Annotated in this window: 27 protein-coding genes; 14 read left to right on the top strand and 13 right to left on the bottom strand. The window is 71.5% G+C overall.

The window, feature by feature from the left end:
* The first annotated feature begins 52 nt into the window (after window positions 1-52).
* Window positions 53-1,933 carry a Stk1 family PASTA domain-containing Ser/Thr kinase gene (pknB, locus tag GLX25_RS06180; protein ID WP_155841512.1) on the top strand — a complete coding sequence of 627 codons (1,881 nt, stop codon included), beginning with the start codon at window positions 53-55 and terminating at the stop codon, window positions 1,931-1,933.
* Window positions 1,934-2,033: 100 nt separating this feature from the next.
* Here the strand turns inward: pknB and GLX25_RS06175 are convergent, their stop codons facing one another.
* The 3 genes from GLX25_RS06175 to GLX25_RS06165 all read right to left on the bottom strand — a co-directional run bounded on the left by GLX25_RS06175 (window position 2,034) and on the right by GLX25_RS06165 (window position 5,197).
* Window positions 2,034-3,362: a class II 3-deoxy-7-phosphoheptulonate synthase gene (locus GLX25_RS06175; RefSeq protein WP_166548509.1), complete on the bottom strand. Its 1,329-nt coding sequence runs from the start codon at window positions 3,360-3,362 to the stop codon at window positions 2,034-2,036.
* Window positions 3,363-3,503: 141 nt separating this feature from the next.
* Complete coding sequence (locus GLX25_RS06170; protein ID WP_166548508.1) at window positions 3,504-4,199, bottom strand: lysophospholipid acyltransferase family protein; 696 nt, start codon at window positions 4,197-4,199, stop codon at window positions 3,504-3,506.
* Between the two features lie 50 nt (window positions 4,200-4,249).
* Window positions 4,250-5,197 carry an ROK family glucokinase gene (locus GLX25_RS06165; protein WP_166548507.1) on the bottom strand — a complete coding sequence of 316 codons (948 nt, stop codon included), beginning with the start codon at window positions 5,195-5,197 and terminating at the stop codon, window positions 4,250-4,252.
* A gap of 140 nt (window positions 5,198-5,337) precedes the next feature.
* Here GLX25_RS06165 and GLX25_RS06160 point away from each other — a divergent pair, with 140 nt between their 5' ends.
* Window positions 5,338-7,173, top strand: a complete 1,836-nt coding sequence (locus GLX25_RS06160; RefSeq protein ID WP_271192452.1) for an AMP-dependent synthetase/ligase — start codon at window positions 5,338-5,340, stop codon at window positions 7,171-7,173.
* A gap of 102 nt (window positions 7,174-7,275) precedes the next feature.
* Here the strand turns inward: GLX25_RS06160 and def are convergent, their stop codons facing one another.
* The 3 genes from def to GLX25_RS06145 are packed head-to-tail and all read right to left on the bottom strand — an operon-like array spanning window position 7,276 to window position 12,584.
* On the bottom strand, window positions 7,276-7,767 hold the full coding sequence (gene def, locus GLX25_RS06155) for a peptide deformylase (protein WP_155841436.1): 492 nt from the start codon (window positions 7,765-7,767) through the stop codon (window positions 7,276-7,278).
* Window positions 7,768-7,780: 13 nt separating this feature from the next.
* Window positions 7,781-9,142: a MinD/ParA family ATP-binding protein gene (locus GLX25_RS06150; RefSeq protein ID WP_271192453.1), complete on the bottom strand. Its 1,362-nt coding sequence runs from the start codon at window positions 9,140-9,142 to the stop codon at window positions 7,781-7,783.
* Between the two features lie 37 nt (window positions 9,143-9,179).
* Complete coding sequence (locus tag GLX25_RS06145; protein WP_155841435.1) at window positions 9,180-12,584, bottom strand: pyruvate carboxylase; 3,405 nt, start codon at window positions 12,582-12,584, stop codon at window positions 9,180-9,182.
* A gap of 78 nt (window positions 12,585-12,662) precedes the next feature.
* On the opposite strand from GLX25_RS06145, the gene GLX25_RS06140 reads away from it, so the two are divergent.
* Complete coding sequence (locus tag GLX25_RS06140; RefSeq protein ID WP_166548541.1) at window positions 12,663-13,505, top strand: ParA family protein; 843 nt, start codon at window positions 12,663-12,665, stop codon at window positions 13,503-13,505.
* Window positions 13,506-13,619: 114 nt separating this feature from the next.
* Here GLX25_RS06140 and GLX25_RS06135 read toward each other — a convergent pair whose 3' ends face one another.
* The 5 genes from GLX25_RS06135 to GLX25_RS06115 form a co-directional block, all read right to left on the bottom strand.
* Window positions 13,620-14,174: a MerR family transcriptional regulator gene (locus tag GLX25_RS06135; protein ID WP_155841434.1), complete on the bottom strand. Its 555-nt coding sequence runs from the start codon at window positions 14,172-14,174 to the stop codon at window positions 13,620-13,622.
* Between the two features lie 110 nt (window positions 14,175-14,284).
* Window positions 14,285-14,977 (bottom strand): transcriptional regulator FtsR, encoded by a 693-nt coding sequence (gene ftsR, locus GLX25_RS06130; protein ID WP_166548506.1) that lies wholly within the window; start codon window positions 14,975-14,977, stop codon window positions 14,285-14,287.
* Window positions 14,974-15,474: an FHA domain-containing protein gene (locus tag GLX25_RS06125; protein ID WP_154344777.1), complete on the bottom strand. Its 501-nt coding sequence runs from the start codon at window positions 15,472-15,474 to the stop codon at window positions 14,974-14,976. The genes ftsR and GLX25_RS06125 overlap by 4 nt, the downstream gene beginning before the upstream one ends.
* 17 nt (window positions 15,475-15,491) lie before the next feature.
* On the bottom strand, window positions 15,492-16,112 hold the full coding sequence (locus tag GLX25_RS06120) for a CDP-alcohol phosphatidyltransferase family protein (RefSeq protein ID WP_166548505.1): 621 nt from the start codon (window positions 16,110-16,112) through the stop codon (window positions 15,492-15,494).
* Between the two features lie 9 nt (window positions 16,113-16,121).
* Window positions 16,122-16,589 carry an NUDIX domain-containing protein gene (locus GLX25_RS06115; protein ID WP_309299145.1) on the bottom strand — a complete coding sequence of 156 codons (468 nt, stop codon included), beginning with the start codon at window positions 16,587-16,589 and terminating at the stop codon, window positions 16,122-16,124.
* Window positions 16,590-16,746: 157 nt separating this feature from the next.
* On the opposite strand from GLX25_RS06115, the gene idi reads away from it, so the two are divergent.
* From idi to GLX25_RS06070, 9 genes are read left to right on the top strand one after another with little or no spacing between them, the layout of a single operon-like run.
* The gene (gene idi / locus GLX25_RS06110; RefSeq protein ID WP_155841432.1) at window positions 16,747-17,289 is read left to right on the top strand and encodes an isopentenyl-diphosphate Delta-isomerase; all 543 of its coding nucleotides are present in this window, start codon (window positions 16,747-16,749) and stop codon (window positions 17,287-17,289) included.
* Window positions 17,282-18,328: a polyprenyl synthetase family protein gene (locus GLX25_RS06105; protein WP_271192454.1), complete on the top strand. Its 1,047-nt coding sequence runs from the start codon at window positions 17,282-17,284 to the stop codon at window positions 18,326-18,328. The genes idi and GLX25_RS06105 overlap by 8 nt, the downstream gene beginning before the upstream one ends.
* Window positions 18,325-19,230 carry a phytoene/squalene synthase family protein gene (locus GLX25_RS06100; RefSeq protein ID WP_155841431.1) on the top strand — a complete coding sequence of 302 codons (906 nt, stop codon included), beginning with the start codon at window positions 18,325-18,327 and terminating at the stop codon, window positions 19,228-19,230. Before GLX25_RS06105 ends, GLX25_RS06100 begins: the two co-directional genes overlap by 4 nt.
* Window positions 19,227-20,843: a phytoene desaturase family protein gene (gene crtI, locus GLX25_RS06095; RefSeq protein WP_155841430.1), complete on the top strand. Its 1,617-nt coding sequence runs from the start codon at window positions 19,227-19,229 to the stop codon at window positions 20,841-20,843. The genes GLX25_RS06100 and crtI overlap by 4 nt, the downstream gene beginning before the upstream one ends.
* A complete protein-coding gene (locus GLX25_RS06090) occupies window positions 20,840-21,196 on the top strand; it encodes a lycopene cyclase domain-containing protein (protein WP_155841429.1) in 357 nt (118 codons plus the stop codon). The genes crtI and GLX25_RS06090 overlap by 4 nt, the downstream gene beginning before the upstream one ends.
* Window positions 21,193-21,525, top strand: a complete 333-nt coding sequence (locus GLX25_RS06085) for a lycopene cyclase domain-containing protein (RefSeq protein ID WP_155841428.1) — start codon at window positions 21,193-21,195, stop codon at window positions 21,523-21,525. Before GLX25_RS06090 ends, GLX25_RS06085 begins: the two co-directional genes overlap by 4 nt.
* On the top strand, window positions 21,522-22,424 hold the full coding sequence (locus GLX25_RS06080; RefSeq protein WP_155841427.1) for a prenyltransferase: 903 nt from the start codon (window positions 21,522-21,524) through the stop codon (window positions 22,422-22,424). Before GLX25_RS06085 ends, GLX25_RS06080 begins: the two co-directional genes overlap by 4 nt.
* Before the next feature lie 41 nt (window positions 22,425-22,465).
* Entirely contained in the window at window positions 22,466-22,837 is a 372-nt protein-coding gene (locus tag GLX25_RS06075; RefSeq protein ID WP_155841426.1) for an RNA-binding S4 domain-containing protein, read from the top strand.
* A 36-nt stretch (window positions 22,838-22,873) separates the two neighbouring features.
* A complete protein-coding gene (locus tag GLX25_RS06070) occupies window positions 22,874-23,164 on the top strand; it encodes a GNAT family N-acetyltransferase (protein ID WP_271192455.1) in 291 nt (96 codons plus the stop codon).
* 45 nt (window positions 23,165-23,209) lie between these two features.
* On the opposite strand, the gene GLX25_RS06065 is transcribed toward GLX25_RS06070, so the two are convergent.
* A complete protein-coding gene (locus GLX25_RS06065) occupies window positions 23,210-24,082 on the bottom strand; it encodes an aggregation-promoting factor C-terminal-like domain-containing protein (protein ID WP_155841424.1) in 873 nt (290 codons plus the stop codon).
* Between the two features lie 165 nt (window positions 24,083-24,247).
* On the opposite strand from GLX25_RS06065, the gene GLX25_RS06060 reads away from it, so the two are divergent.
* The gene (locus GLX25_RS06060) at window positions 24,248-24,652 is read left to right on the top strand and encodes a YchJ family protein (protein WP_155841423.1); all 405 of its coding nucleotides are present in this window, start codon (window positions 24,248-24,250) and stop codon (window positions 24,650-24,652) included.
* A 134-nt stretch (window positions 24,653-24,786) separates the two neighbouring features.
* Window positions 24,787-25,491 (top strand): GTP pyrophosphokinase, encoded by a 705-nt coding sequence (locus GLX25_RS06055; protein WP_155841504.1) that lies wholly within the window; start codon window positions 24,787-24,789, stop codon window positions 25,489-25,491.
* A 2-nt stretch (window positions 25,492-25,493) separates the two neighbouring features.
* Here the strand turns inward: GLX25_RS06055 and ligD are convergent, their stop codons facing one another.
* A complete protein-coding gene (ligD, locus tag GLX25_RS06050) occupies window positions 25,494-26,522 on the bottom strand; it encodes a non-homologous end-joining DNA ligase (RefSeq protein ID WP_155841422.1) in 1,029 nt (342 codons plus the stop codon).
* Window positions 26,523-26,542: the final 20 nt, after the last annotated feature.

Raw genomic sequence — 26,542 nt, 5'->3', positions numbered from 1 at the left:
ATATGCCACTTCGTACACTCGTACGGTGACCACAGCCCCGCCCGCGGACCCGATGATCGGCCGTCTCGTCGACGGCCGGTACCAGGTGCGCTCGCGTATCGCGCGAGGCGGGATGGCGACGGTCTACCTCGCGACCGACCTCCGCCTGGAGCGGCGGGTGGCGATCAAGGTCATGCACGGCCACCTCGCCGACGACAACACGTTCAAGACCCGGTTCGTGCAGGAGGCGCGCTCGGCCGCACGCCTGGCGCACCCGAACGTGGTGAACGTGTTCGACCAGGGACAGGACGCCGACATGGCGTACCTCGTCATGGAGTACCTTCCCGGCATCACGCTGCGCGACCTGCTGAAGGACTACAAGCGGCTCACTCCCGAGCAGACCGTCGACATCCTCGACGCCGTGCTCTCGGGCCTCGCGGCCGCGCACAAGGCCGGGATCGTCCATCGCGACCTCAAGCCCGAGAACGTCCTGCTCGCCGACGACGGTCGCATCAAGCTCGGCGACTTCGGCCTCGCGCGCGCTGCGAGCGCGAACACCGCGACGGGGCAGGCGCTGCTCGGGACCATCGCCTACCTCTCCCCCGAGCTCGTCACGCGAGGCGTCGCCGACGCCCGCAGCGACATCTACGCGCTCGGAATCATGGCGTACGAGATGCTGACGGGCGAGCAGCCCTACGTCGGCGAGGCGCCGATGCAGATCGCCTACCAGCACGCCAACGACTCGGTCCCCGCGCCGAGCACGCGGACGCCGTCCGTCCCGCCCGGACTCGACGCGCTCGTGCTCTGGGCCACGTCGCGCGATCCCGACCAGCGCCCGGCGGATGCGCGGATCATGCTCGACCGCCTCCGCGAGATCGAACCCGACCTGACCCCGGGACGCCGGCAGACGGCGATGCACGACACCCTCGTCATCGGCACGGGCACCGACGTGCCGACCGCCGAGACCCGGGTGCTCGCTCCGGCCGGCGCGGTCGTCGCGACGGCGGTCGACGAGGGCGACGACGACGCAGGGGTGCTCGAGCAGTCCGCGAACCGCCGACGCAACCGGGGGTACTGGCTGCTCGCACTCGTGCTGCTGCTGACCGGCCTCTCGGTCGGCACGGGGTGGTACTTCGGCGCAGGGCCGGGCGCGCTCGCGAGCATCCCCGCCACCTCGGAGATGCTGCCCCAGAACGCGACGCAGGCGCTCGAGGAGGCCGGCTTCGGCGTCGAGCCCGTCGACCGCAACGACCCCGTCGTGCCCGCGGGCCAGGTCATCGGCACCGATCCCCCGGCCGGCGACCTCGCGCGCCGCGGATCGATCGTGACCATGTTCGTCTCGACCGGGCCGCAGATCCTGCCCGTTCCCGACGTCGTGGGCCAGCCCGAGGCCGATGCCCGTGCGCAGTTGACCGACTTCAGCGTCGCCGAGGAGAGCCGGACGCAGTTCTCCGCGGACGTCGCGGAAGGCCTGGTCCTCGCGGTGCTCGACGCCGACGGTGCGGCCGTGGGCGGCGAGTACGCGGAGCTCGGCAAGCTGACGCTCGTCGTCTCGGTCGGCCCGGTGCCGCCGGTCGAGGGCCTCGCGGTCGGGGAGGCGCAGTCCCGGCTCGACGGCGCGGGCCTGAAGATCGAGTTCGCCGATCCCGCCTACGACGACGCCGTCCCGGTCGACTCCGTCATCACCGCGGAGTGGCTCGACGACCCCATGAACCCCGGCGACACGGTGCGGTTGACGGTGTCGAAGGGACCGGCGCCCGTCGAGGTGCCGAACGTCGTCGGCAAGACCATGTCCGACGCGATCGTCGAGCTCGAGGCCGCCGGATTCTCGGTCGCCTACGAGCTCCCCGACCTCTTCCTGCCGCTCGCGACCGTGAAGGAGCAGGCGCCCGCGGCGAGCGAACTCGCCCCGCGCGGCAGCAGCGTACGCATCGTCGGATCCCTCACGCTCTGATCGGCCGTCGCGCGTGGCGCCGACGCGCCGGCGCCTCGGACGCGGAACGGGCGGCCGCGGCATCCGTCATGCCCGACCGCCCGTCGGCGTCGATCCGCGATCAGCGCGTCGCGAGCTCCTCCGCGACCAGGAACGCGAGCTCCAACGACTGCATGTGGTTCAGGCGCGGGTCGCAGAGCGACTCGTAGCGAGTGGCCAGGGTGTCCTCGTCGATGTGCTCGGAGCCGCCGAGGCACTCGGTCACGTCGTCGCCGGTGAGCTCGACGTGGATGCCGCCCGGGTGCGTGCCCGCGGCGCGGTGCGCCTCGAAGAAGCCCTTGACCTCGTCGACCACGTCGTCGAAGCGACGCGTCTTGTATCCGGTGGGCGTCGTGATGCCGTTGCCGTGCATCGGGTCGGTGACCCACAGCGGGTTCGCGTCGGCCCTCGTGATCGCCTCGAGCAGCGGCGGGAGCGAGTCCCGGATCTTGCCGGCGCCCATGCGCGTGATGAACGTGAGGCGTCCCGGCTCGCGGTTCGGGTCGAGCTTCTCGACGAGCTCCAGCATGACCTCCGGCGTCGTCGTGGGGCCGAGCTTCACGCCGATCGGGTTCCGCACGCGCGACAGGAAGTCGACGTGCGCGCCGTCGAGCTCGCGGGTGCGCTCGCCGATCCAGATGAAGTGGGCCGACGTGTTGTACGGGGTGCCGGTGCGCGAGTCGATGCGGGTCATCGGGCGCTCGTAGTCCATGAGCAGGCCCTCGTGGCCCGTGTAGAACTCGGTCCGGCGCAGCTCGTCGAAGTCGGCCCCGCAGGCGTCCATGAACTTCACCGCGCGATCGATCTCGCGGGCGAGCTTCTCGTACCTGGCGTTCGCGGGGTTGGCGGCGAAGCCCTGGTTCCACGCGTGCACCTGGCGCAGGTCGGCGAAGCCGCCCTGCGTGAACGCGCGGATGAGGTTCAGCGTGGACGCGGCCATGTGGTAGCCCTGCAGCAGGCGCGACGGGTCGGCCGCGCGCGACTCGGGCGTGAAGTCGTAGCCGTTGACGATGTCGCCGCGGTACGCCGGCAGCGTGACGCCGCCGCGGGTCTCGGTGTCGCTCGAACGCGGCTTGGCGAACTGGCCCGCCATCCGCCCCATCTTCACGACCGGCATCGACGCGCCGTACGTGAGCACGACCGCCATCTGCAGGACGGTCTTCACCCGGTTGCGGATCTGGTCGGCGGTCGCCCCCGCGAAGGTCTCGGCGCAGTCGCCGCCCTGGAGCAGGAACGCCTCGCCGCGCGACGCCGCCGCGAGGCGGTCGCGCAGCATGTCGACCTCGCCGGCGAACACGAGCGGTGGGAGCGTGGCGAGTTCGGCGGATGCCGCGTGCGCGGCCTCGGCGTCGGGCCAGCTCGGCTGCTGCTTGATCGGCAGCGTGCGCCAATAGTCGAGGCCGGCAATCACGGAGGGATCTGCATTCACGACCGGCTCGACGAGCTGTACCACTGGACTGTCCTGGGGGTTCGGGCGCACGCGGCGCTGAAACGGAGCGGGCGCCGCACGTCGCGACGCCGTGGGTCCAGCCTACCGTGGGGCGACGACGCGTTACCCCGACGTCGTCTGGGCGGCGCGCTGCTCCCGGAGCGTGCTGGCGTACACGTCCACGTACTCCTGGTCGCTCAGCGCCCGGAGGTCGTACACGAGCTCGTCGGTCACCGATCGGAGCACGAAGCGGTCGCCCTCCATGCCGTGGAAGCGCGAGAAGTCGAGCGGCTCGCCGAACACGATGCCGACGCGCCGCACCTTGGGCAGCCGCGTGCCGATCGGCATGATCTCGGCGGTCCCGATCATCGCCACCGGCACGACCGGCACGCCGGCCTCGAGGACCATCCGGGCGACGCCCGTGCGACCCCGGTAGAGCTTGCCGTCCGGGCTCCGGGTGCCCTCGGGGTAGATGCCGAGGATGCGCCCTTCGCCGAGCACGCGCAGGCCGGTGTTCAGCGATGCCTCGGAGGCCTTGCCGCCCGAGCGGTCGATCGGCAGCTGGCCGGCCGCCTGGAAGAACATGCGCGTCGCCCAGCCCTTGAGGCCCTTGCCGGTGAAGTACTCGCTCTTCGCGAGGAACACGACGGGCCGGTCGACGACGAGCGGCAGGAAGATCGAGTCGATGAAGGAGAGGTGGTTCGACGCGAGGATGACGGGGCCGTCCTTGGGCACCCGCTCGAGGCCGACGACCCACGGGCGGAAGATCGAGAGGAGGATCGGCCCCACGACGATGTGCTTCATGATCCAGTAGAACACCCAGGTCCTCCGTCTCGTCCCGCTGCCCGGCAAGCCTATCGCCGGAGGCGTCAGGCGTGCTCCTCGACCCAGACCCGTGCGAGGTCGGCAGCGCCGACGACGCCGGCGTCGTTGACGAGTTCGGCGATCACGAAGTCGGGTTCCGGGTGGTAGCCGCGCGCCGGGAGGTGCTCGAGGAACGACTCGCGGATGGGCGCGAGCAGCAGTTCCCCCGCGACCGCGACCCCGCCGCCGAACACGAAGCGCTGTGGGTCGAGGACCGCCGACAGGCTCGCGGACGCCTCGCCGAGCCAGCGCCCGAGCTGCCGCAGCGCGGCGACCGCGCCGGGGTCCTCGGCGGCGATCAGCCCGCCCACGATCGTGCCGTCGAGCGCGCCGTGCTCCTCCCGCGCCCGAGCGAGGTTCTGCCCGATGCCGCCGGCGTCGGCGATCTCGTTCGCCATGCGCATGAGCGCACGGCCGGAGCCGTACTGCTCGAGGCATCCGTGCTGGCCGCACCCGCAGGCCACGCCGTTCGGCACCAGGCGGAGGTGCCCGAGCTCGGCCCCCGCGCCGAACCCGCCGCGGAAGAGCCGGTCGCCGGCGACGATCGCACCGCCGACCCCCGTGCCGATCGTCAGCATGACCATGTCGCTCACCATGCGCCCGGCACCGAAGCGGAACTCCGCCCAACCTGCGGCGTTCGCGTCGTTCTCGACGACGACGCTGCCGCCGACGCGCGCCTCGAGCTTCTCGCGGAAGGGCTCGTTGCGCCAGTCGATGTTGGGCGCGTAGTACACGGTGGACTGCGCGGCGTCGATGAAGCCGGCCGCGGCGACGCCGACCGCCTCGATGCGCTCGCCGCCCGCGAGCTCGCCGATCATCGCGACGACCGCGTCCTCGAGCGCTGCGGTGTCGACCGGCGTCGGGACCCGGGCCGAGCGGACGATGCCGCCGAGCTCGTCGACCACGGCGCCCGCGATCTTGGTGCCGCCGATGTCGATGCCGATCGCGTGCACGTCGAACGCCTTTCGCCGGGATGAGTGGGTGTGAACAGCCGGTCTGGTCCCCGCTGCACCGACTAGAGTGTAGTCAACCCCACAGCTGTGGTCGTGCGACCCCGAACCCGTGCGACCCTCCCGGTGCCGAAGGAGCTACCGTGATCGAGTTCACCACCGCGCCCCTGGTCCCCGCCGACCCCGACGCGAACACCACCGACCTCCTGGTCGACCGGGTCAAGGCGACGCCCGACTCGGTGCTCTTCTCCCTGCCGACCGCCGACGGCGGCTGGAGCCCGGTCACCACGCGCGAGTTCCACGAGCAGGTCGTGCGCCTGGCGAAGGGCTTCGTCGCGGCGGGCATCCGGCCCGGCGACAAGATCGGGCTGATGAGCAAGACCCGCTACGAGTGGACGCTGATCGACTTCGCGGCGTGGTTCGCCGGCGCGATCCTCGTTCCCGTGTACGAGACGAGCTCGCCCGCCCAGGTGCGCTGGAACCTCGGCGACTCCGGCGCGATCGCGGTCATCCTCGAGACGGCGGACCACTTCGCGCGGTTCGACGAGGTGCACCCCGACCTCCCCGCGATCCGCAACGTCTGGCAGATCGACCTCGGCGACCTCGACAAGCTCTCGTCGTCGGGCACCGAGGTTCCCGACGACGAGATCGAGCGACGCCGCAACCTCGCCGTCGGCTCCGACATCGCCACGCTGATCTACACGTCCGGATCGACGGGCAAGCCCAAGGGCTGCGTGCTCACCCACGCGAACTTCGTCGAGCTCTGCCGCAACTCGGCGGTCGCGCTCGAAGAGGTCGTGCTCGACCCGAACGGCGCCTCGACCCTGTTGTTCATCACCACCGCGCACATCTTCGCCCGGTTCATCTCCGTCCTCTGCGTGCACGCGGGCGTCCGCGTCGGCCACCAGCCCGACACCAAGCAGCTCCTCCCCTCGCTCGGGAGCTTCAAGCCGACCTTCCTGCTCGCCGTGCCGCGGGTGTTCGAGAAGGTCTACAACGTGTCGGAGCAGAAGGCCGAGGCCGGCGGCAAGGGCAAGATCTTCCACGCCGCGGCCGAGACGGCGGTCGCGTACTCGACCGCGCAGGAGGCCGGTGGGAAGATCCCGCTCGGGCTCCGACTGAAGTTCGCGCTGTTCGATCGCCTCGTCTTCTCGAAGCTGCGCGCGGCGATGGGCGGGAACGTCAAGTACGCGGTCTCGGGCTCCGCCCCGCTCGGCCCCCGACTCGGGCACTTCTACCACGCGCTCGGCATCACCATCCTCGAGGGCTACGGCCTCACCGAGACCACCGCACCGGCGACCGTCAACCTCGCCCACCGGTCCAAGATCGGCACCGTCGGGCCGGCGCTGCCGGGCGTGTCGCTGCGCCTCGCCGACGACGGCGAGATCCAGGTCAAGGGCATCAACGTCTTCAAGGAGTACTGGAAGAACCCCGAGGCCACGGCCGACACCTTCGACGGCGAGTGGTTCAAGACGGGCGACGTCGGCGAGTTCGATTCCGACGGCTTCCTCACCATCACCGGGCGGAAGAAGGAGATCATCGTGACGGCCGGCGGCAAGAACGTCGCCCCCGCCGCCCTCGAGGACCCGATCCGCGCGAACCCGCTGGTCGGCCAGGTCGTCGTCGTCGGCGACCAGAAGCCGTTCATCTCGGCACTCGTCACGCTCGATCCCGAGATGCTCCCGGTGTGGCTGAACAACCACGGGGAGGACGCCGGGATGAGCGTCGACGAGGCAGCGAAGAGCCCCGTGGTGCTCGCCGAGGTGCAGCGCGCGATCGACGCCGCGAACGAGAACGTGTCGCGCGCCGAGTCGATCCGGAAGTTCGTGATCCTCCCGATCGAGTTCACGGAGGACAGCGGTCACCTCACGCCGAAGATGAGCATCAAGCGCAACGTCATCCTCGAGGACTTCTCCGGCGAGATCGACGGCCTCTACTCGGGCGCTCCGGCGACCGAGGGCCACTCGATCATCAGCTGACCCGACCTCGAGACGGATGCCCCGCGGCTCGCGCCGTGGGGCATCCGTCGTCTCGCCGTCATGCCGTCGACGACGCTGCGTCGTGCGGGCTGCGCCGGGGAATCAGAACCAGTCGGATTCGCGCACGGCACGCATCGCCGCGCGACGCTCGTCCTTCTCGAGGCGATCGAGGTAGAGCACGCCGTCGAGGTGGTCGGTCTCGTGCTGCAGCGCCTGCGCCATGAGCCCCTCGCCGGCGAGCTCGATCTCGTTCCCCTCGAGGTCGATCCCGCGGACGCGGGCGAACGGATGCCGCGGCGTCTTGTGCCAGAGCCCGGGGACCGAGAGGCAGCCCTCGTCGACGAGCTCCGGATCGCCCGTGACCTCGACGAGGACCGGGTTGATGATGTAGCCGATCTCGCCGTCGACGTTGTAGCTGAACACACGGAGGTTCACGCCGATCTGGGGGGCCGCGACGCCCGCGCGCCCGGGTAGCCGGACGCTGTCGACGAGGTCTTCGACGAGGGATCGGACGCGGTCGTCGACGAGGTCGACGGGGCTCGAGACGGTCTTCAGGACGGGATCGCCGAACAGGCGAATGGGACGTTCCGGCAATGGTGCTCCGTGTTCAGTGCCCGCGTTCGACGGGCAGGCCTTCCACCACGAGGGCGGCGAGTTCGCGGGCCGAGTGCTGGGTCACCGGACGCAGGTCGCTCCAGTTCACCACCGACCCCGCTGCGAGCTGCGGGTCGTACGGGATCCGCACGATCTCGCGCACGCGAGACTGGAAGTGGGCCTCGATCTCGTCGACCTTGACGAGATGCGTGCCCTGCGTGGCCAGGTTGATCGCGACGACGGCGTTGCGCACGAGCTCGCCGTACCCGTTCGCCTCGAGCCAGGTGAGCGTCTCGCTGGCGAGTCGCGCCTCGTCGACGCTGCCGCCCGAGACGATCACGATCGAGTCGGCCCGCTGCAGCGTGGCCCGCATCACCGAGTGGACGATGCCCGTGCCGCAGTCGGTGAGCACGAGCGAGTAGTAGCGTGCCGCGAGCCCGGCGACGACGTTGTAGTCGTTGTCGTCGAACGCCTCGGACAGCGTGGGATCGGTGTCGGAAGCGAGGATGTCGAGTCGCGTCCCATCGCGCGAGACGAACCTCGAGAAGTCGGTGTAGCCGCCGATCGACGATGCCTTCGCGACGACGTCGCGCACCGTCTCCCTCGTCTGCCGATCGACCCGTTCCGCCAGCGTGCCCCGATCCGGGTTCGCATCGATCGCGATGATCCGATCGTCGCGCGCGTCCGCGAGGGCCATGCCGAGGAGCGCGGTCACGGTCGTCTTGCCGACGCCGCCCTTGCGCGTGAGGACCGGGACGAAGCGCGCCCCGCCCTCGAACCGGCGACGGATGCGCTCGCTCATCTCCTTGTGGGCTCGGACCTTCGCCGAGTCCCCGAGGTTGACCAGGTGGAAGGTGGCCTCGTAGAGGAGCCGGTTCATGCCGCCCTGGGGGGCCGGTCGCGTGGTGCGGTTGACGTCGATCAGGCGGTCCGCCGTCAGCGACTCCGCCGTCTCCGGCACCTCGGCCGGGACGACCGCCGACTCGCCGTCCGCGACGATCGCGACGTGCGAGCCGGTGTCGGTCGTGACCCGCTCACGACGCAGCCGTGCACCGTCGGCCGCGAGGAGCGCGCCGTACGGCGACGCGTCGTGTCGACCGGCGGAACGGTAGGCGGCTCCCGCCAGGGCGGGCACCACGTCGACGGAGGTCGTTCCCGTCGTCACCGCCGTCAGGTCGCCCGGGTCGACGGCGACGTCGTCGATCGCAACGGCCACCTCGTCGTCGGGCATGACCCGAGCCGGAGCCGGTGGAAGGTCGACGTGGACGTCGACGTCGTCGGCCGCGTGCGCACCGCCCGACCGCGCACGGTCGGCGGTGGTCCGGGAGACGGGGCGGCGGGTGCCGCGGTTCGTATCGTCATCGTGCTCTGCCACCGATTCCCCTCCTCATCAGTGCGGAACAGTCCCGAGTCTAACCCGGGCGTACGACGACGAGCAGATCACCCGCCTCCACCTGCTGGGTCTTCGGGATGGCGACCCGCTCGACGACACCGGCGACCGGCGACGTGATCGCGGCCTCCATCTTCATCGCCTCGATGGATGCCACGGCCTGGCCCGCCTCGATCTCGGCACCGGTCTCGACCTGCAGGGTCACCACGCCGGAGAACGGCGCCGCGATGTGACCCGGCTGCGAGGCATCCGCCTTCTCGGCCGCCCGGGACTCGACGGTGATGCTGCGGTCTCGGACGAAGACCGGCCGGAGCTGGCCGTTCAGGATCGTCATGACGGTGCGCATGCCCTTGTCGTCCGCCTCGCCGATCGCCTCGAGACCGGCGTAGAGGCGGACGCCCCGGTCGATCTCCACGACGTGCTCGGAGCCGGGCCGCAGTCCGTAGAGGTAGTCCGCGGTGTCGACGACCGACAGGTCGCCGAACAGCTCGCGGATCTGCTCGAACTGGCGCGTCGGCGCGGGGAACAGCAGCGAGTTGAGCAGCGCCTGCCGCTCGACCCCGGGCTCGGCGAGCCCGCGACGCTGCGCGTGGGTGAGCTCAGCGACCCCGACGCGGACGTCGCGCCCCGCGAGCACCTTCGTGCGGAACGGCTCCGGCCAGCCGCCCGGCAGGTCGCCGAGTTCGCCGGCCATGAAGCCGATGACCGAGTCGGGCACGTCGTACTTCTCGGGGTTCGCCGCGAAGTCCGCCGGGTCGGCCTTGACGGCCGCGAGGTGCAGCGCGAGGTCGCCGACGACCTTCGACGACGGCGTCACCTTCGGCACGCGACCCAGGATCTCGTTCGCCGCGGCGTACATGTCCTCGATGAGCTCGAAGTCGTCGGCGAGCCCCAGGGCGATGGCCTGCTGGCGGAGGTTCGACAGCTGGCCGCCGGGGATCTCGTGGTGGTACACGCGGCCGGTCGGGCCCGGCAGGCCCGACTCGAACGGACGGTAGATCCGCCGGACGGCCTCCCAGTACGGCTCGAGATCGGACACCGCGTCGAGCGGGATGCCGGTGTCGCGGTCCGTGTGGGCGAGCGAGGCGACGAGCGCCGACGCCGAGGGCTGGCTCGTGGTCCCCGCCATGGGCGCGCTGGCGACGTCGACCGCGTCGACCCCGGCCCGGCTGGCCGCGAGCAGGGTCGCGAGCTGACCGCCCGCGGTGTCGTGCGTGTGCAGGTGCACGGGCAGGTCGAATCGTTCGCGGAGGGCAGCGACGAGCTTCTCGGCCGCAGCCGGGCGGAGCAGGCCCGCCATGTCCTTGATCGCGAGCACGTGGGCACCGGCCGCGACGATCTCGTCGGCGAGACGGAGGTAGTAGTCGAGCGTGTAGAGGTCCTCGCGCGGATCGAGCAGGTCGCCGGTGTAGCAGACCGCGACCTCGGCGATCGCGGTCCCCGTGGCCAGGACGGCCTCGATCGCCGGACGCATCTGGGCGACGTCGTTCAACGCGTCGAAGATGCGGAAGATGTCGACGCCCGTCGTCGCGGCCTCCTGCACGAACGCGTCCGTGACCTCGGTCGGGTACGGCGTGTAGCCGACGGTGTTGCGGCCGCGCAGCAGCATCTGGATGTTGATGTTCGGCAGCGCCTCGCGCAGCGCGCCGAGCCGCTCCCACGGGTCCTCCCCGAGGAAGCGCAGCGCGACATCGTACGTCGCGCCGCCCCAGGCCTCGACCGAGAGCAGCTGCGGCGTCATGCGGGAGACGTAGGGGGCGACCGCGACGAGGTCCTTCGTGCGGACGCGCGTCGCGAGGAGCGACTGGTGCGCGTCGCGGAAGGTCGTCTCGGTGACGGCGAGCGGCGTCTGGGCGCGGAGCGCCGCCGCGAAGCCGGTCGGTCCCAGCTCGAGCAGGCGCTGGCGCGAACCGGCCGGAGCGGGCGCCGTCAGGTCGATCTCGGGCAGCTTCTCGGCGGGCGACACGGTCGTCGGCGCCGGGCCGTTCGGCTGGTTGACCGTGACGTCGGCCAGCCAGTTCAGGATCTTCGTGCCGCGGTCCTTCGAGACGCGGCCGCGCACGAGCTGCGGCCGCTCGTCGATGAAGGAGGTGCTGAGGTCGCCGCTCATGAAGTGCGGGTCGTCCATGACCGCCTGGAGGAACGGGATGTTGGTGGACACGCCGCGGATGCGGAACTCGGCGAGGGCGCGCTTCGTGCGCGTGACCGCCTGCTGGTAGTCGCGGCCACGGCAGATGAGCTTGGCCAGCATGGAGTCGAAGTGCGGACTGATCTGCGCGCCCGGGTTGACCGTGCCGCCGTCGAGCCGGATACCCGCTCCGCCCGGCGAGCGGTACGTCGTGATCTTCCCCGTGTCGGGGCGGAAGTTCGCGGTCGGGTCCTCGGTCGTGATGCGGCACTGCAGCGCCGCGCCGCGCAGGTGGATGCGGTCCTGGGTCAGGCCGAGGTCCTCAAGGGCCTCCCCTGCCGCGATGCGCATCTGCGCCACGACGAGGTCGACGTCCGTGACCTCCTCGGTCACGGTGTGCTCGACCTGGATGCGCGGGTTCATCTCGATGAAGACGTGCTGACCGGCGCGCTCGCCGGCCGTGTCCAGCAGGAACTCGACCGTGCCGGCGTTGACGTAGCCGATCGACTTCGCGAAGGCGACCGCGTCGCGGTAGAGGGACTCCCGGACGTCGTCCGACAGGTTCGGGGCCGGCGCGATCTCCACGACCTTCTGGTGGCGCCGCTGCACCGAGCAGTCGCGCTCGAAGAGGTGCACGGTCTCGCCCGTGGCATCCGCCAGCACCTGCACCTCGATGTGGCGTGGACGGAGGACGGCCTGCTCGAGGAACATGGTGGGGTCGCCGAAGGCGCTGTCGGCCTCGCGCATCGCCTCCTCGAGGGAACGGCGCAGGTCCTCCCGCTTGTCGACGCGGCGCATCCCGCGGCCGCCGCCGCCCGCGACGGCCTTCGCGAAGATCGGGAAGCCGATCTCGTCGGCCTGCGCGAGGAGCGCCTCGACGTCGGTCGACGGCTCGGTCGACTTCAGCACCGGCACGCCCGCGGCGATCGCCTGCTGCTTCGCCGTGACCTTGTTGCCCGCCATCTCGAGCACGCGCGTCGGCGGGCCGATGAACGTGATGCCGGCGTCGGCCGCCGCCTGTGCCAGTTCCGGATTCTCGGAGAGGAATCCGTACCCCGGGTAGATCGCGTCGGCGCCGGATTCCTTCGCGACGCGGATGATCTCCGAGACGTCGAGGTAGGCGCGGACCGGATGCCCCTGCTCGCCGATCTGGTACGCCTCGTCCGCCTTCAGCCTGTGCAGCGAGTTGCGGTCCTCGTACGGGAACACGGCGACGGTCTTCGCACCGAGTTCGACGGCGGCTCGGAATGCGCGAATGGCGATTTCACCGCGATTGGCGACCAGGATCTTCGAGAACATGCAGGCCTTTCGGATGGGGGTCTTCCGCACAGCGAACATTTAGGTATCGCCGTGCGAGTAACGGTAACGTATTCGCTCGTGCACGTTCTCTCGGTCAGTTCCCTGAAGGGCGGGGTCGGCAAGACCACCGTCACCCTCGGGCTGGCGTCGGCCGCCTTCGCGCGAGGCGTGCGAACACTGGTGGTCGACCTGGACCCGCAGTCCGACGTCTCGACCGGCATGGACATCCAGGTGTCCGGCCACCTCAACGTCGCAGACGTCCTCGCATCGCCGAAGGAGAAGATCGTCCGCTCGGCGATCGCTCCGAGCGGCTGGACCCGGTCGAACCCGCAATCGACCATCGACGTCATGATCGGGAGCCCGTCCGCGATCAACTACGACGGGCCGCACCCGTCGATCCGCGACATCTGGAAGCTCGAGGAGGCGCTCGCCAACGTCGAGTCCGACTACGAGCTGGTCCTCATCGACTGCGCGCCGTCCCTCAACGCCCTGACCCGCACGGCCTGGGCCGCGAGCGACCGCGTCGCGGTCGTGACCGAGCCGGGCCTGTTCTCGGTCGCGGCCGCAGATCGCGCGCTCCGCGCCATCGAGGAGATCCGGCGAGGGCTCTCCCCCCGCCTGCAGCCGCTCGGCATCATCGTGAACCGTGCGCGCGTGCAGTCGCTCGAGCACCAGTTCCGCATCAAGGAGCTGCGCGACATGTTCGGTCCGCTCGTCCTCAGCCCGCAGTTGCCGGAGCGCACCTCGCTGCAGCAGGCGCAGGGTGCGGCGAAGCCGCTGCACATGTGGCCGGGCGAGAGCGCCGAGGAGATGTCGAGCCACTTCGACCAGCTGCTGGATCGCGTGCTGCGTGCTGCGCGCATCGGCGACTACGGCCAGGCGGGCGCCGCCCAGATGGAGCTCGACGCGCCCCAGCGTTGACCCGCGGATCGGCCGCGTCACACGGCGTCATCCAGTGCGCCGTCCGACGGCGGTTACGCGAATCCGCGGTGCGCGAATCCCGACCCGAGGCGTCGGAATCTCGGACGGCTCGGGTCAGGAGATCCTGCGCGATGCCCGCTCGCGACGCGCGGCGAGTTCGTCCACCTGGTCGACCCGCTGCGTGTCGAGTTCGACGAGCGTGGACTCGACCTCCCGCAGGACCTTGCCCACGGCGATGCCGAAGACGCCCTGCCCGCGATTGACGAGGTCGATGACCTCGTCGTCGGAGGTGCACAGGTACACGCTCGCGCCATCGCTCATGAGCGTCGTCTGGGCGAGGTCGTCGATGCCCGCCTCGCGGAGCTGGGTCACCGCGACGCGGATCTGCTGGAGGGAGATGCCCGTGTCGAGCAGCCGCTTCACCAGCTTGAGCACGAGGATGTCGCGGAACCCGTAGAGCCGCTGCGACCCGGAGCCGGCCGCGCCCCGCACCGTCGGCTCGACGAGCTGGGTGCGGGCCCAGTAATCGAGCTGTCGGTAGCTGATGCCCGCGGCCCGTGCGGCGACCGCGCCGCGGTAGCCCGTGCCGTCGTCGTGCTCCGGCAGTCCGTCGGTGAAGAGCAGTCCGAGGTCGTAGCGTGTTCCCTCGCTCCGATCGAGCTCGCTCATCCGATCGCCCCTCTACTCTCGTCGTCGCCGCGGCGGCGCGCAGTCAACGCTACCCACGCCGACCATCGGAGTCGAGGACATCGGGCCGAACGTCACGGCGTGTCGCCCGGTCAGTGCGAGCGACGGTCGAGGAGGTCGCGGATCACCGCGGCGTGGACGACCGCGAGCCGGTCCCCGAGCTCCCTGGCGCGCTCCGCGCTCCGAGCCCTGCCGGCGGGATCGGAACGACGCTCGGGCGCGATGGCACGTTCGACGAGTTCGGTCTGGCGCTCCGCAGCCGCTCGGAGCCCGCGCAGGTGACGCGGCTCGATGCCGCTGGCCCTCAGCGCGGCCAGCGCGGTGAGCAGGTCCTTCGTCTCCTGGCCGTAGACCTCGGCGGGGCGGATGAGCGACGCGCTGATCGCGTCGTCGAGCAGCGCAGCACCGGCGCCGGTCTCCCGGATCAGGTCCTCCCGGGAGTACCGGGCGGCGGTCGCGCGGAACGCCGTCGCATCGACGACGCCGGGCAGGGCCGGCGTGCGCCCGGCGTCGATCTCCTCGAGGTGCGCCCGGATCACCTTGAGAGGAAGGTAGTGGTCTCGCTGCATCGAGAGCACGACCGTGATCCGCTCGATGTCGGCCGGCGAGAACTTGCGGTACCCCGCCGCCGTCCGCGCCGGGGTGACGAGGCCCTGCTCCTCCAGGAACCGCAGCTTCGACGGGGTCAGTTCCGGGAACTCCGGCTGGAGCCTCGCCAGGACCTGGCCGATGCCGAGCAGCGGAGGGGCGTGGGACGGACGCCGCGCCGCGGCGCCCTCGCTCACCCGGTGCCCGTCGGCGCGAGGTCGTGTCGCGATGCGTAGAACGTGAGGCGGTACTTGCCGATCTGCACCTCGGCGCCGTCGCTGAGCAGTGCCGTCTCGATCCGGATGCCGTCGAAGTAGGTGCCGTTCAGCGAGTTCAGGTCGCGCACCTCGAACGCCGTGCCGTGGCGGACGAACTCGGCGTGCTTGCGCGACACGGTGACGTCGTCGAGGAAGATGTCGGCGTCGGGGTGCCGACCGACCGAGGTGACCTCGGTGTCGAGCAGGAATCGCGCGCCGACGTTCGGTCCGCGGCGGACGATGAGCAGGGCCGACGCCGACGGCAGCGCCGCGATCGCCTCCTGCTCGGCCGCGCTCACGTCGGCGTCGAGCGCGCTCAACTGCGCCGCGGCCTCGCGGCTGAACCCCATCGTGGTGTCGTTCGGCTGGCCGACGCGATGCGCCGACGTCTCAGTCGACGGCTCGCGCTCCTCGCCGTTCGCGCCGGTCTGGGTCATGTCGGAATCCGCCACCGCTAACCTCCCGGCTCAAGCGTATCGGATGCCGGTGGCCCGGACACCCGCGTCTCGCGCACGACACGCGCGGTCTCGATCGCGTAGATGACGCCCGCCCACCAGTACAGGAAGGCGCCCCAGATCGTGACCGCCCACCCGAACGGCTCGCTCACCGGCTGGAGGACGGGGAACGCCAGCCCGAGCATGATGATCGGCAGCCCGGTGAAGAGCGCGAAGGTCGCCGCCTTGCCGAGCTGGTGGACCGGGAGCGGGCCGTACCCGTGGTTCGCGAGCACGACGCCGAGCACCACGAGGAACAGGTCGCGGGCCACGATGACCACGACGATCCACCACGGCACCAGGTCGTTGGCCGCCAGGCCGATGAGCGCGGCGAAGATGTAGAGGCGATCGGCGGCGGGATCGAGCAGCTGCCCGAGACGCGTCACCTGGCCAAGACGGCGCGCGAGGTACCCGTCGAGCAGGTCGCTGAGGCTCGCGACGATGAGCACCACGAGTGCCGGGACGTACTCGCCGAGGACGACGAGGACGAGGAAGACCGGCACGAGCAGGAGCCTGAGCATGCTCAGGACGTTGGGCAGCGTCCAGATCCGATCCGACACCCCCGTGCTCTTCTCGGCCACGCTCCGATCCTATCGAGCGGCGGGATCGCGGAGCCGGTCGCGCAACGCCGGCCAGGCCTCGGCGAATCGCGGATGCAACGGCAGGCCGTCGACCGCGATGATCGGCGTCCACCGCAGGGCGATGCTCTCCGGGTCGGCCAGGCGCGGCTCGAATCGTCGCGCCGCATCCGCCACGACGGTCGTGTACGACCAGAAGCCGAGGTCGAGGACGCTCTCGAATCGTGCGGTGACGACGCCCGGAGGCATCCCGGTCTCCTCGGTCGCCTCGCGCACGGCGGCATCGAGCGCGGACTCGCCGCGATGGCGCGCCCCACCGGGGATCCCCCACGTGCCGCCGAAGTGACTCCAGGTCGCGCGATGCTGCAGGAGCACCGCCCCGCCCGGCTCGACGAGCAGCAGCCCGGCAGCCCCGTACCGCCCCCAGTACCGGAGGCCGTCGGGTCCCTCCGCCCAGCCGTCCCCGCTCTCGCCCGTCACCCGTCCAGCATGACGCACGATGTCCGTGCGCGGCATCCGTCGAGCGCCGCGATCGGCGCGGTCCAACTTTCGGTTGTTCCGTCGGGCTCGGAGCCGCTGCTAGCTTCGGGGACACGAACCCGGTTCGTCGCATCGCCCGCCGGACTAGGAGGCCACCATGAACCACACGACCGAGACCGTCGAGGACGAGGTGGTCCTGCTCGACGAGTCGGGCACGCCCATCGGCCGGGCTCCGAAGAGCGCGGCGCACGGGCCGGACACGGCCCTGCACCTCGCGTTCTCGTGCCACATCGTCAATCCGATCGGCGAGGTGCTGGTCACCCGACGCGCCGTGACCAAGCAGACCTGGGCCGGCGTCTGGACGAACTCGTTCTGCGGCCACCCGAAGCCGGCCGAGCCGCTGATCCACGCCGTCCGACGACGCGCCGACTTCGAGCTCGGGCTCGAGCTCGACACCGTCGAGCTGGCACTCCCGCTGTTCCGCTACCGCGCGACGGACGCCAACGGGATCGTCGAGAACGAGGTCTGCCCGGTCTACCTGGCGACCGCGGCGGGTGAGCCCGACCCGAACCCGCGCGAGGTCGCCGAGTACCGCTGGGTGGACCCGCGGGCGCTCGCCACCGCCGTCGGTGCGGCGCCGTGGGCGTTCAGCCCCTGGCTCGTGCTGCAGGCGAAGGAACTGGAGCTGTTCCGTGCCTGAACTGCTCGACTCCGCGATCGACGAGGAACTGCGCCGGTTCTTCGCCGACGCGCGGGATCGGGCGGGCGCGTACGGAAGCCACTACACCGCGCTCTGGGAGTCGATCGAGCAGCAGAGCTCCGGCGGGAAGCGCGTGCGTCCGCGCCTGGTGTGGGCCGCGTACCGCGGCTTCGGTGGGTCGGAGCGCGCGCTCGTCACGCGCGTCGCCCTCGCGTTCGAGCTCCTCCACACGGCGTTCCTCATCCACGACGACCTGATCGATCGCGACACCGTCCGGCGGGGCGCGCCGAACGTGGCGGGCCGGTTCGCGGCACGCGCAGCGGCGCACGGCGGAGATGCGCGGACCGGCGAGGTCTGGGCGGCGACCGCCGCCGTGCTCGCCGGCGACCTCGCCCTCAGCCGCGCCCATCGCGAGCTCGCGATGCTGCCCGTCGATCGGGCGTGCCGCGAATCGCTGCTCGACATCCTCGACCGTGCGGTGTTCGTCTCTGCCGCAGGCGAACTCGCCGACGTCGTCTCGACGCTCGACGGGACCACGCCCGCGCTCGAGGGCGTGCTCGCGACGCTCGAGCAGAAGACCGCGGTCTACTCGTTCGAGGCGCCGCTCGCGGCCGGCGCCGTGCTCGCGGGCGCGCCGGAGGCCGCGGTGGCCGCGCTCTGCCGCTTCGGTCGGCTCGCCGGTGTCGCGTTCCAGATCGTCGACGACGTGCTTGGGGTCTTCGGCGATCCCGTGGTCACGGGGAAGTCGGCATCCGCCGATCTCCGCGAGGGCAAGCGGACGGCGCTCATCGCGCACGCGGCGACCACGTCGTCGTGGCCCGCCATCCGGGACCGGCTGGGCGACCCGACGCTCGACGACGCATCCGCGGAAGGGCTGCGCGAGGAGCTCCGCGCGTGCGGCGCGCTCGACGCGGCCCTGGCGCTCGCGCACGAGCACGTGACGCTCGCACGATACGAGCTCGACGCCGCGGAACTCCCGCCGGCGCTCCGCGCCGAGCTCGGCGAGTTCGCGCAGCGTGCGACGGAGCGGGTGCGATGAGCCGGCGGCACGACCGGACCCTCCTCGAGCGCTACGCGGATGCCGCCGAGGCGAGCTCGGCGACGGTCATCGCCCGCTACTCGACCTCGTTCGGTGCGGCCGCCCGGCTCCTCGAGGCCGAGTCCCGCCGCCGGATCAGGTCGGTGTACGCCCTCGTGCGGGTCGCCGACGAGATCGTGGACGGCGCCGCGGCCGAGGCCGGGCTCACCCTCGACGAGCAGCTGGAGGTCCTGGACGGGCTCGAGGCGGAGACGGAGCGGGCGATCGCGTCCGGGTACTCCGCGAACCTCGTGGTGCACGCGTTCGCAGGGGTCGCCCGGGAGACCGGGTTCGGGACCGAGCTCACCCGGCCCTTCTTCGCCTCCATGCGGCGCGACCTCGATTCGGCCCCCTTCGCGCCGGAGGAGATCGGTCCGTACATCCACGGGTCCGCCGAAGTGGTCGGCCTGATGTGCCTGGCCACGTTCCTCGCGACCGACGCGGACGACGACGCCGAGGCGGTCGATCCCGGTCGGCGGGCGCGACTCGAGCGGGGCGCGATCCACCTCGGCGCCGCGTTCCAGAAGATCAACTTCCTCCGCGACCTCGCCGTCGACTGGCGCACCCTCGGCCGGAACTACTTCCCCGGCGTCGACCCGGACGCCTTCACCGAGGCCGACAAGGCGGCGATCCTCGACGACATCGACCGCGACCTCGCCATCGCCGAGGAGGCGCTCCCCGAGCTGCCGAGGCGCGCACGCAACGCGGTCGCCGCTGCGCACGGCCTCTTCGCGAGCCTGTCCGCCCGATGCCGCGCCACGCCCGCCGCCGAGATCATCGCGACGCGGATCCGCGTCCCGGACGGCGAGAAGTTCGCGATCGCCGTGCGTTCGGCGCTCACCACCGGAGGGAGTCGACGATGATCGGGGAATCCGAGCGGATCGTGGTGATCGGCGGCGGGATCGCGGGCCTCGCCGCCTCGGCGCTCCTCGCCCGGGACGGCCACCGCGTCACGCTCCTGGAGGCGCGTGACGAGCTCGGCGGCCGTGCGGGGAGCTGGTCGAGCCGCGGCTTCCGTTTCGACACCGGCCCGTCGTGGTACCTGATGCCGGAGGTGTTCGACCACTTCTTCCGCCTGTTCGGGACGAGCGCCGCCGCCGAGCTCGACCTCGTGCAGCTCGATCCCGGCTATCGCGTGTGGGCCGACGGCCACGACGAACCGCTCGACGTGCAGCCGACCCGCGCCGCGAACGTCGCGCTGTTCGAGTCCGTCGAGCCGGGAGCGGGCGCCGCGCTCGAGCGCTACCTCGACTCGGCGGCATCCGCGTACGACATCGCCCGACGACGCTTCCTGTACACCAACTTCGACGATCCGCGGGCCCTCCTCTCCCGTGAGGTGCTTCGCGAGTCCGGCCGCTTCGCGACGCTCCTCTCGACCACGCTCGAGCGGTTCACGGCCCGTGCCGTGCACGACCGCCGCCTGCGGCAGGTGCTCGGCTATCCGGCGGTGTTCCTGGGCTCGTCGCCCGATGCGACGCCGGCGCTCTACCACCTGATGAGCCACATGGACCTCGAGCAGGGCGTGTTCTACCCGCGCGGCGGGTTCGCCGAGCTCATCGATCGCATCGCCGCGATCGCCGTCGCGGCCGGCGTCGACATCGTCACCGGAGCCCGCGTCGAGTCGATCGAACTCTCGTCGGGCGGTGCCCGGCCCGCGGTGGCGGGCGCACGCTTCCGATCGGCATCGGGCCGCAGCGTCGTCGCTCCGGCGCACCGCATCGTCTCGGCGGCCGACCTGCACCACACCGAGACAGAGCTGCTCCCCCGGCACGCGCAGACCTACCCGGAGGCCTGGTGGCGTCGGCGCAACCCCGGCCCCGGCGCGGTGCTCGCCATGCTCGGCGTCCGCGGACAGGTTCCCGGGCTCCTCCACCACACGCTCTTCTTCACCGAGGACTGGCACGCCAACTTCGGCGCGATCTTCGGATCCGACCCCCACGTGCCGGACCCGGCCTCGTTCTACGTGTGCTCGCCGAGCGCGACGGATGCCTCGGTGGCGCCGGCGGGCGACACCAACCTGTTCGTCCTGGTGCCGGTGCCGGCCGACACCGCGATCGGGCGCGGCGGGGAGGACGGCACGGGCGACCGGCTGGTCGAGGAGACCGCGGACCGCGCCATCCGCCGGATCGCCGAGGTCTCGGGCCTCGACGACCTGGACGAGCGCATCGTGGTGCGCCGCACCGTGGGACCCTCGGACTTCGCGGCCGACCTGAACTCGTGGCAGGGGGGCGCGCTCGGACCCGCGCACACGCTCCGGCAGTCGGCCGTCCTCCGCGGGACGAACCGGTCGCGGCGCGTGGACGGGCTGTACTACGCCGGCGGGTCGTCCGTTCCGGGCATCGGCCTGCCGATGTGCCTGATCAGTGCCGAGAACGTGCTGAAGCGGGTCCGCGGCGACCGGTCGGCCGGGCCCATCGCGGAGCCCGAGGGCCGCGAGGCGTACGAGTCCGCCGACCCGAGCACGACCGTCGCATGACGGCGTTCGCCTACCTCGCCGGCCTGATCGTCGTCATCGGATGCATCGCGCTCATCGACGCCCGGTGGCGCCTCGTGTTCTGGCGCGCGCCGCTCGCCGCCGCGGTCACCGTCGTGGTGGGCGTCGCGTTCTTCCTGGTGTGGGACGCCGCGGGGATCGTCACGGGCGTCTTCTTCCGGGGCACCTCGGGGATCGTGACCGGGATCGAGCTCGCGCCCGAGCTCCCGCTCGAGGAGCCGGTCTTCCTCGCCTTCCTCTGCTACCTCACGCTCGTGCTGGTGCTCGGCGGCGAACGCATCCTCGCGGTCCGCGGCCGACGCGCGGCCGCCGCCGAACGGGAGGACCTCCGATGACGTACTTCCTGATCAGCCTCCCGTTCCTCGCCGTCGCCGCGATCGCCGCGTGGGTCGCACGCCCGCGTCCACGCACGGCGCTCCGGCGGCGGGCCATCGCCACCGCGGTCGCGGCGGCCGTGCTCCTCCTCCTCACGGCGGTGTTCGACTCGCTCATCGTCGGGACGGGCATCGTCGCGTACGACGACGCGCACCGATCGGGCCTGGCCGTCGGGCTCGCCCCCGTCGAGGACTTCCTGTACCCGCTCGCCGGCGTGCTGCTCCTGCCCGCGGTCTGGAGCCTGACGACGCGGGCACGTGGGGACCGCGCCGAGGCGGTCGACGGATGAGCGCGGCGCAGACCCGTGGCGGCCTCGGGCACCGGGCCGGGCAGGTCCTGATCTCCTCGAGGCCGATCAGCTGGATCAACACCGCGTTCCCGTTCGCGGCCGCGTACGTGCTCACGACCGGACGCGTCGACGCGCTGCTCGTGGTGGGCACGCTGTTCTTCCTCGTGCCGTACAACCTCCTGATGTACGGCGTGAACGACGTCTTCGACTATGAGTCCGACCTGCGGAACCCGAGGAAGGGCGGCGCCGAGGGCGCCCTTCTCGACCCGAGCCTCCATCGCACCGTGGTGTGGGCGGGCATCGCGACCGCTGCGCCGCTCGCGGCGGTCATGCTCTGGCTCGGCGGCACGGAGGAGCCGTGGTCGTGGGTCGTGCTCGCCGTCAGCCTGTTCGCGGTCTTCGCCTACTCGGTGCCGGGGCTCCGCTTCAAGGAGCGTCCGGTGCTCGACTCGGTCACCTCGAGCACGCACTTCGCGAGCCCGGCGGTCTACGGCCTGGCGGTCGCGGGAGCGGACTTCACCTGGCCGCTCATCGCGCTGCTCGTGGCGTTCTTCTTCTGGGGGATGGCGAGCCACGCGTTCGGCGCCGTGCAGGACGTCGTGCCCGACCGCGAGGCGGGCATCGCATCGATCGCGACCGCGTTCGGCGCGGCCGCGACGGTGCGGATCGCCCTCGGCCTGTGGGCTGCGGCGGGACTCCTGATGCTCGCCACCGAATGGCCCGGGCCGCTGGCCGCCGTGCTGGTGCTGCCCTACCTGTGGGCGGCCTGGCCCTACCGGTCGGTGACGGATGCCGGGTCCGGGGCGTCGAACCGTGGCTGGCGGCACTTCATCCTCATCAACTACGTCGTGGGATTCCTCGTCACGATGCTGATGATCTGGTGGGCCCTCGTCCGCTGAGCGGCGGAGCCGGTGCCCGTCGGCGGTCCTAGGCTGGGGGGATGGCGGAGCTCGATGCGGCGCGCGTGGACGCGTGGCTGTGGGCGGTCCGGGTGTGCAAGACGCGCTCGGCCGCGACGGCGGCGTGCCGGGCCGGCCACGTGCGGGTGAACGGTGATCGGGCGAAGGCGGCGCAGCCGGTCCGGCCCGGCGACGAGGTGCGCGTGCGCCTGCACGGTTTCGACCGGATCCTCATCGTCCGCCGCCCGATCGTGAAGCGCGTCTCGGCCGAGCTCGCGGCGGCGGCGGCCGACGACCGGACCCCCGCACCGCCACCGCGGGAGGCCGTGGCATCCGTCCCGCTGCGCGACCGCGGCGCCGGACGGCCGACCAAGCGCGAGCGACGCGATCTCGACCGTCTCCGAGGTCGTTGATCGGCGATGCGCCCGCCCGGGCGTAGCCTTGGACGGGTGAAGGAACTCGTTCACGAACACGACCACCGGCGGTACGTGCTCCGCATCGACGGGCAGGTCGCCAGCGCGCTGGACTACCGCGAACTCGACGGCACCGTCGCGTTCGTGCGGACGTTCACGAATCCGCCTTACCGCGGCTGCGGCCTCGCGTCCGAACTCGTCGGATTCGCGGTCGACGACGTCGAGGCCCGCTCGAGGCTGCGGATCGTGCCGAGCTGCTGGTACGTGGAGCAGTGGTTCGACCGGCACCCGAGTCGGCGGACGCTGCTGGACCCGCGGACGGCGTGAGCCGCCGATCCGGTCGGATCGACGGCTCACGGGCGACGCAGCCGCTCAGTACCAGTTGACGGACTGCGAGTGACCCCACGCGGCGCACGGGCTGCCGTAGCCGCGCGCGATGTAATCGAGGCCCCACTTGATCTGGGTCGCCGCGTTGGTGCGCCAGTCGGCGCCGGCCGTCGCAAGCTTCTCGGCGGGCCAGGCCTGCACGATGCCGTAGGCGCCGCTCGAGGCGTTCACGGCCTGGTAGTTCCAGCCGGACTCCTTGGTCCAGAGCTGCACGAGGCACTGGAACTCGGCCTCGCCCCAGCCGTACTGGGAGGCGGCCATCGCGCGGGCGGTCTGCTTGGCGCCGTCCGGCGTGTTCGCCCGGGCGAGCGCGTCGGCGGCCTCGCGCTCGGCGACCTCGCGGTCGTGCGCCGTCGCGGCCTCCTCCGCCTTGCGGATCTCGGCGCGGGTCGAGATCGTGAGGTCGCGGACCTCGTCGAGCGGCAGCGCCTCGTAGTCGCCGAGGGTGGCGACCGATGACGCGAGCGGATCGGCGTCGATCTTGCCCTCGACGCTCGAGAGCGTGTCCTCGGCGAGGGTCAGCGTGTCCTGCGCCTCGGCGTGGACCTTCGCCTCGGCGACGCCGGCGTAGGCTCCGAGCTGCTCGGCGGCGAGGCCGGTGGACGCGGTGAGCGCGCTCGTCTCCGCGACGCGCTGCGCGGCGAGCGACGAGTTGACGGAGAGACCGGTTGCTGCCACGGCACCGACGGCGACGAGCGCGCCGGCGAGGACGAGGCGGCGCCGGCGGCCGATGCGGTTGCGCCGAGCGGCGCGACGGGTCGCCGCCTCGGTGCGGAACGAGGCGGTCCCGGTGGTCCCGGTGGTCTCGGTGGTCTGGGAGGGGGCAGGCGTGATCGAGTTGGAGGTCTGCATAGGCATGGGGTGGCTCGGATCCTGGGGGTCGGTGGCCCTCCGAGCGGGGGCATGGACGGGCCCGAGCCGACGGCCCGGGCGCACGAAAGCCCTACTCTGCACGGTATTCCTGAACGAAACCTCGACTTCTGCTGGGCAGACCATGACCGCGAGTGCGTGAGACTGGAGCGCATGGAGCCCGAACGCGCCGTCGCGAGGCCGACCGACGATGCCCGCTGCCGGTGCGGGAGCGGGAGCACCTACGGCGAATGCTGCGGTCCACTGCTCGCAGGCCGGCCCGCACCGACCGCGGTCCAGCTCATGCGCTCGCGCTACACCGCCTTCGTGGTCGGCGACACCGCGTACCTGCTCGCCACATGGCATCCGTCGACCCGGCCCGAGCGGTTGGACCTCGACCCGGAGGTCCGCTGGCGCTCGCTCGAGATCGTGCGCACGGAACGCGGCGGTCCGCTTGACCGCGACGGCGTCGTGGAGTTCGCCGCGCGCTACGCGCACGGGGCGGAGCGGGGCGTGCAGCGCGAGACGAGCCGATTCCTGCGCGAGGACCGCTGGCGCTACCTCGACGCGGTCGACTGAGCGAGGCGGCCGACGCGGCCGCATGCACGGCCGATGCGACGACGCCGCAGAGGGAACACCGAGGTTGGCACCGTAGCGTGGCCCGCGTGACGCCGCTCGACGGAACCCCGCCAGCCCGACCCGCCCCGCAGCCGATGCTGACCGACCGGGCGCAGCGCACGCTCGACACGATCGACGGGCGGACCCTCGACGAGATGCGGGCGCTCCGCGATGAGACCGAACGGTTCATGCAGCGCTACAAGTTCGGCATGGACGAGGTGATCACCAAGCTCTCGATCCTGCGCGAGGAGTTCAGCCAGGCCCACGCGTACAACCCGATCGAGCACATCTCGAGCCGCCTGAAGAGCCTCGACAGCGTCGTCGACAAGATGCGACGCAAGGGCATCGAGCCCTCGTTCGACGCGATCCGTGCGACCATCACCGACATCGCGGGCGTCCGCGTGACCTGCAGCTTCGTGTCCGACGCGTACCGGATCGCCGAGCTCCTCACCGCGCAGGAGGACGTGCGCGTGATCAAGGTCAAGGACTACATCGCCGAGCCGAAGGCCAACGGGTACCAGAGCCTGCACCTCATCGTCGAGGTCCCCGTCTTCCTGTCGACGGGAGCGCACCCGGTCGCCGTCGAGGTGCAGATCCGCACGATCGCGATGGACTTCTGGGCGAGCCTCGAGCACAAGATCTACTACAAGTTCGACCGCCGGGTGCCCGATGAGCTGCTGGACCAGTTGACCGACGCCGCCCGGACCGCCGCCGAGCTCGACGCGCGGATGGAGCGGCTGCACCGCGAGGTGCACGGCCCGCCGCCGCCCCCGCGCGGGGCGATCTCGACCGAGGTCTGAGCTCAGTCGGCGCCGGGCTTGCGCGCGCGGCTCGGCTGCACTCGCGTGGGCTCCCCCGGCATCTTGGGGAAGTCGGGCGGGAACGGCAGCTCGCCGAGCCCGTCGTCGAGGTCGCGCCGCCACCAGTCGAGCAGCGTGTCGATGCGACCGGGTGCGTCGTGCATGTGCGCCCAGGGGTCGCCTCGCTCGGCGAGCCGAGCGGGCACCGTCCGCACGGTGAACGACGCGGGCTCCGCGGCGTCGAGCTCGTCCCACTCGAGCGGGCACGAGACCGCCGCGGTGGGAAGGGCCCGTGGACTGTAGGCGCCGGCCATCGTCCGATCCCGGTTGGCCTGGTTGAAGTCGACGAAGATGCGCTCGCCGCGCTCCTCCTTCCACCACGCCGTGGTGACGCGATCCGGCATCCGTCGCTCGAGTTCGCGCCCGAGGGCGATCACCGCGTGACGCACGTCGAGGAACTCGTGCACCGGCTCGATCGGCGCGAAGACGTGGATGCCCCGGTTGCCCGAGGTCTTGACGAACCCGGTCAGCCCGACCTCCTCGAGCAGGTCGCGGAGGGCGTACGCGGTCGGCACCGCGTCGGCGAATCCCGTGCCGGGCTGCGGGTCGAGGTCGACGCGCAGCTGGTCGGGCAGGTCGGGGTCGCCGGCACGCGAGGCCCACGGGTGGAAGACGATCGTGTTCATCTGCGCGGCCCAGACCGCGCCGGCGGGTTCGTCGATGACGAGCTGCGGATGCCTGCGACCGCTCGGATAGGTCACCGTCACGTCGCGCATCCACTCGGGCGCGCCCTTCGGCGGGTTCTTCGAGAAGAACGATTCGCCGCCGATGCCGTCGCGGAAGCGCTCGAGTGAGACCGGGCGATCGCCGTTCGCCGCGACGAACGCCTCGCCGACGGCGACGAAGTACTCGGCGAGTTCGAGCTTCGTGATCCCCTCCTCGGGCCAGACCATCCGGTCGGGGCTGGAGACCCGCACGGCGCGCACGCCGTCGGGTCCGTCGATCTCGAGGGTCGTCGCGTCGCGGGCCATGACGCGAAGCTACCGCGTGC

This window comes from Agromyces luteolus (assembly GCF_009729855.1).
In the GTDB taxonomy this organism is placed as follows: domain Bacteria; phylum Actinomycetota; class Actinomycetes; order Actinomycetales; family Microbacteriaceae; genus Agromyces; species Agromyces luteolus.
This window is presented reverse-complemented; position numbering and strand designations above follow the sequence as displayed.

Excerpts from the sequence above, each read along its gene's own strand:
- pknB (WP_155841512.1), top strand. The coding sequence starts at position 53 with ATGATCGGCCGTCTCGTCGACGGCCGGTACCAGGTGCGCTCGCGTATC.
- GLX25_RS06135 (WP_155841434.1), bottom strand. The coding sequence starts at position 14,174 with ATGAGCGAGCTCGATCGGAGCGAGGGAACACGCTACGACCTCGGACTG.
- GLX25_RS06090 (WP_155841429.1), top strand. The coding sequence starts at position 20,840 with ATGACGGCGTTCGCCTACCTCGCCGGCCTGATCGTCGTCATCGGATGC.
- crtI (WP_155841430.1), top strand. The coding sequence starts at position 19,227 with ATGATCGGGGAATCCGAGCGGATCGTGGTGATCGGCGGCGGGATCGCG.
- GLX25_RS06060 (WP_155841423.1), top strand. The coding sequence starts at position 24,248 with ATGGAGCCCGAACGCGCCGTCGCGAGGCCGACCGACGATGCCCGCTGC.
- GLX25_RS06125 (WP_154344777.1), bottom strand. The coding sequence starts at position 15,474 with ATGACCCAGACCGGCGCGAACGGCGAGGAGCGCGAGCCGTCGACTGAG.
- idi (WP_155841432.1), top strand. The coding sequence starts at position 16,747 with ATGAACCACACGACCGAGACCGTCGAGGACGAGGTGGTCCTGCTCGAC.
- GLX25_RS06080 (WP_155841427.1), top strand. The coding sequence starts at position 21,522 with ATGAGCGCGGCGCAGACCCGTGGCGGCCTCGGGCACCGGGCCGGGCAG.
- GLX25_RS06075 (WP_155841426.1), top strand. The coding sequence starts at position 22,466 with ATGGCGGAGCTCGATGCGGCGCGCGTGGACGCGTGGCTGTGGGCGGTC.
- GLX25_RS06100 (WP_155841431.1), top strand. The coding sequence starts at position 18,325 with ATGAGCCGGCGGCACGACCGGACCCTCCTCGAGCGCTACGCGGATGCC.
- GLX25_RS06055 (WP_155841504.1), top strand. The coding sequence starts at position 24,787 with ATGCTGACCGACCGGGCGCAGCGCACGCTCGACACGATCGACGGGCGG.
- GLX25_RS06085 (WP_155841428.1), top strand. The coding sequence starts at position 21,193 with ATGACGTACTTCCTGATCAGCCTCCCGTTCCTCGCCGTCGCCGCGATC.
- GLX25_RS06145 (WP_155841435.1), bottom strand. The coding sequence starts at position 12,584 with ATGTTCTCGAAGATCCTGGTCGCCAATCGCGGTGAAATCGCCATTCGC.
- GLX25_RS06065 (WP_155841424.1), bottom strand. The coding sequence starts at position 24,082 with ATGCCTATGCAGACCTCCAACTCGATCACGCCTGCCCCCTCCCAGACC.
- ligD (WP_155841422.1), bottom strand. The coding sequence starts at position 26,522 with ATGGCCCGCGACGCGACGACCCTCGAGATCGACGGACCCGACGGCGTG.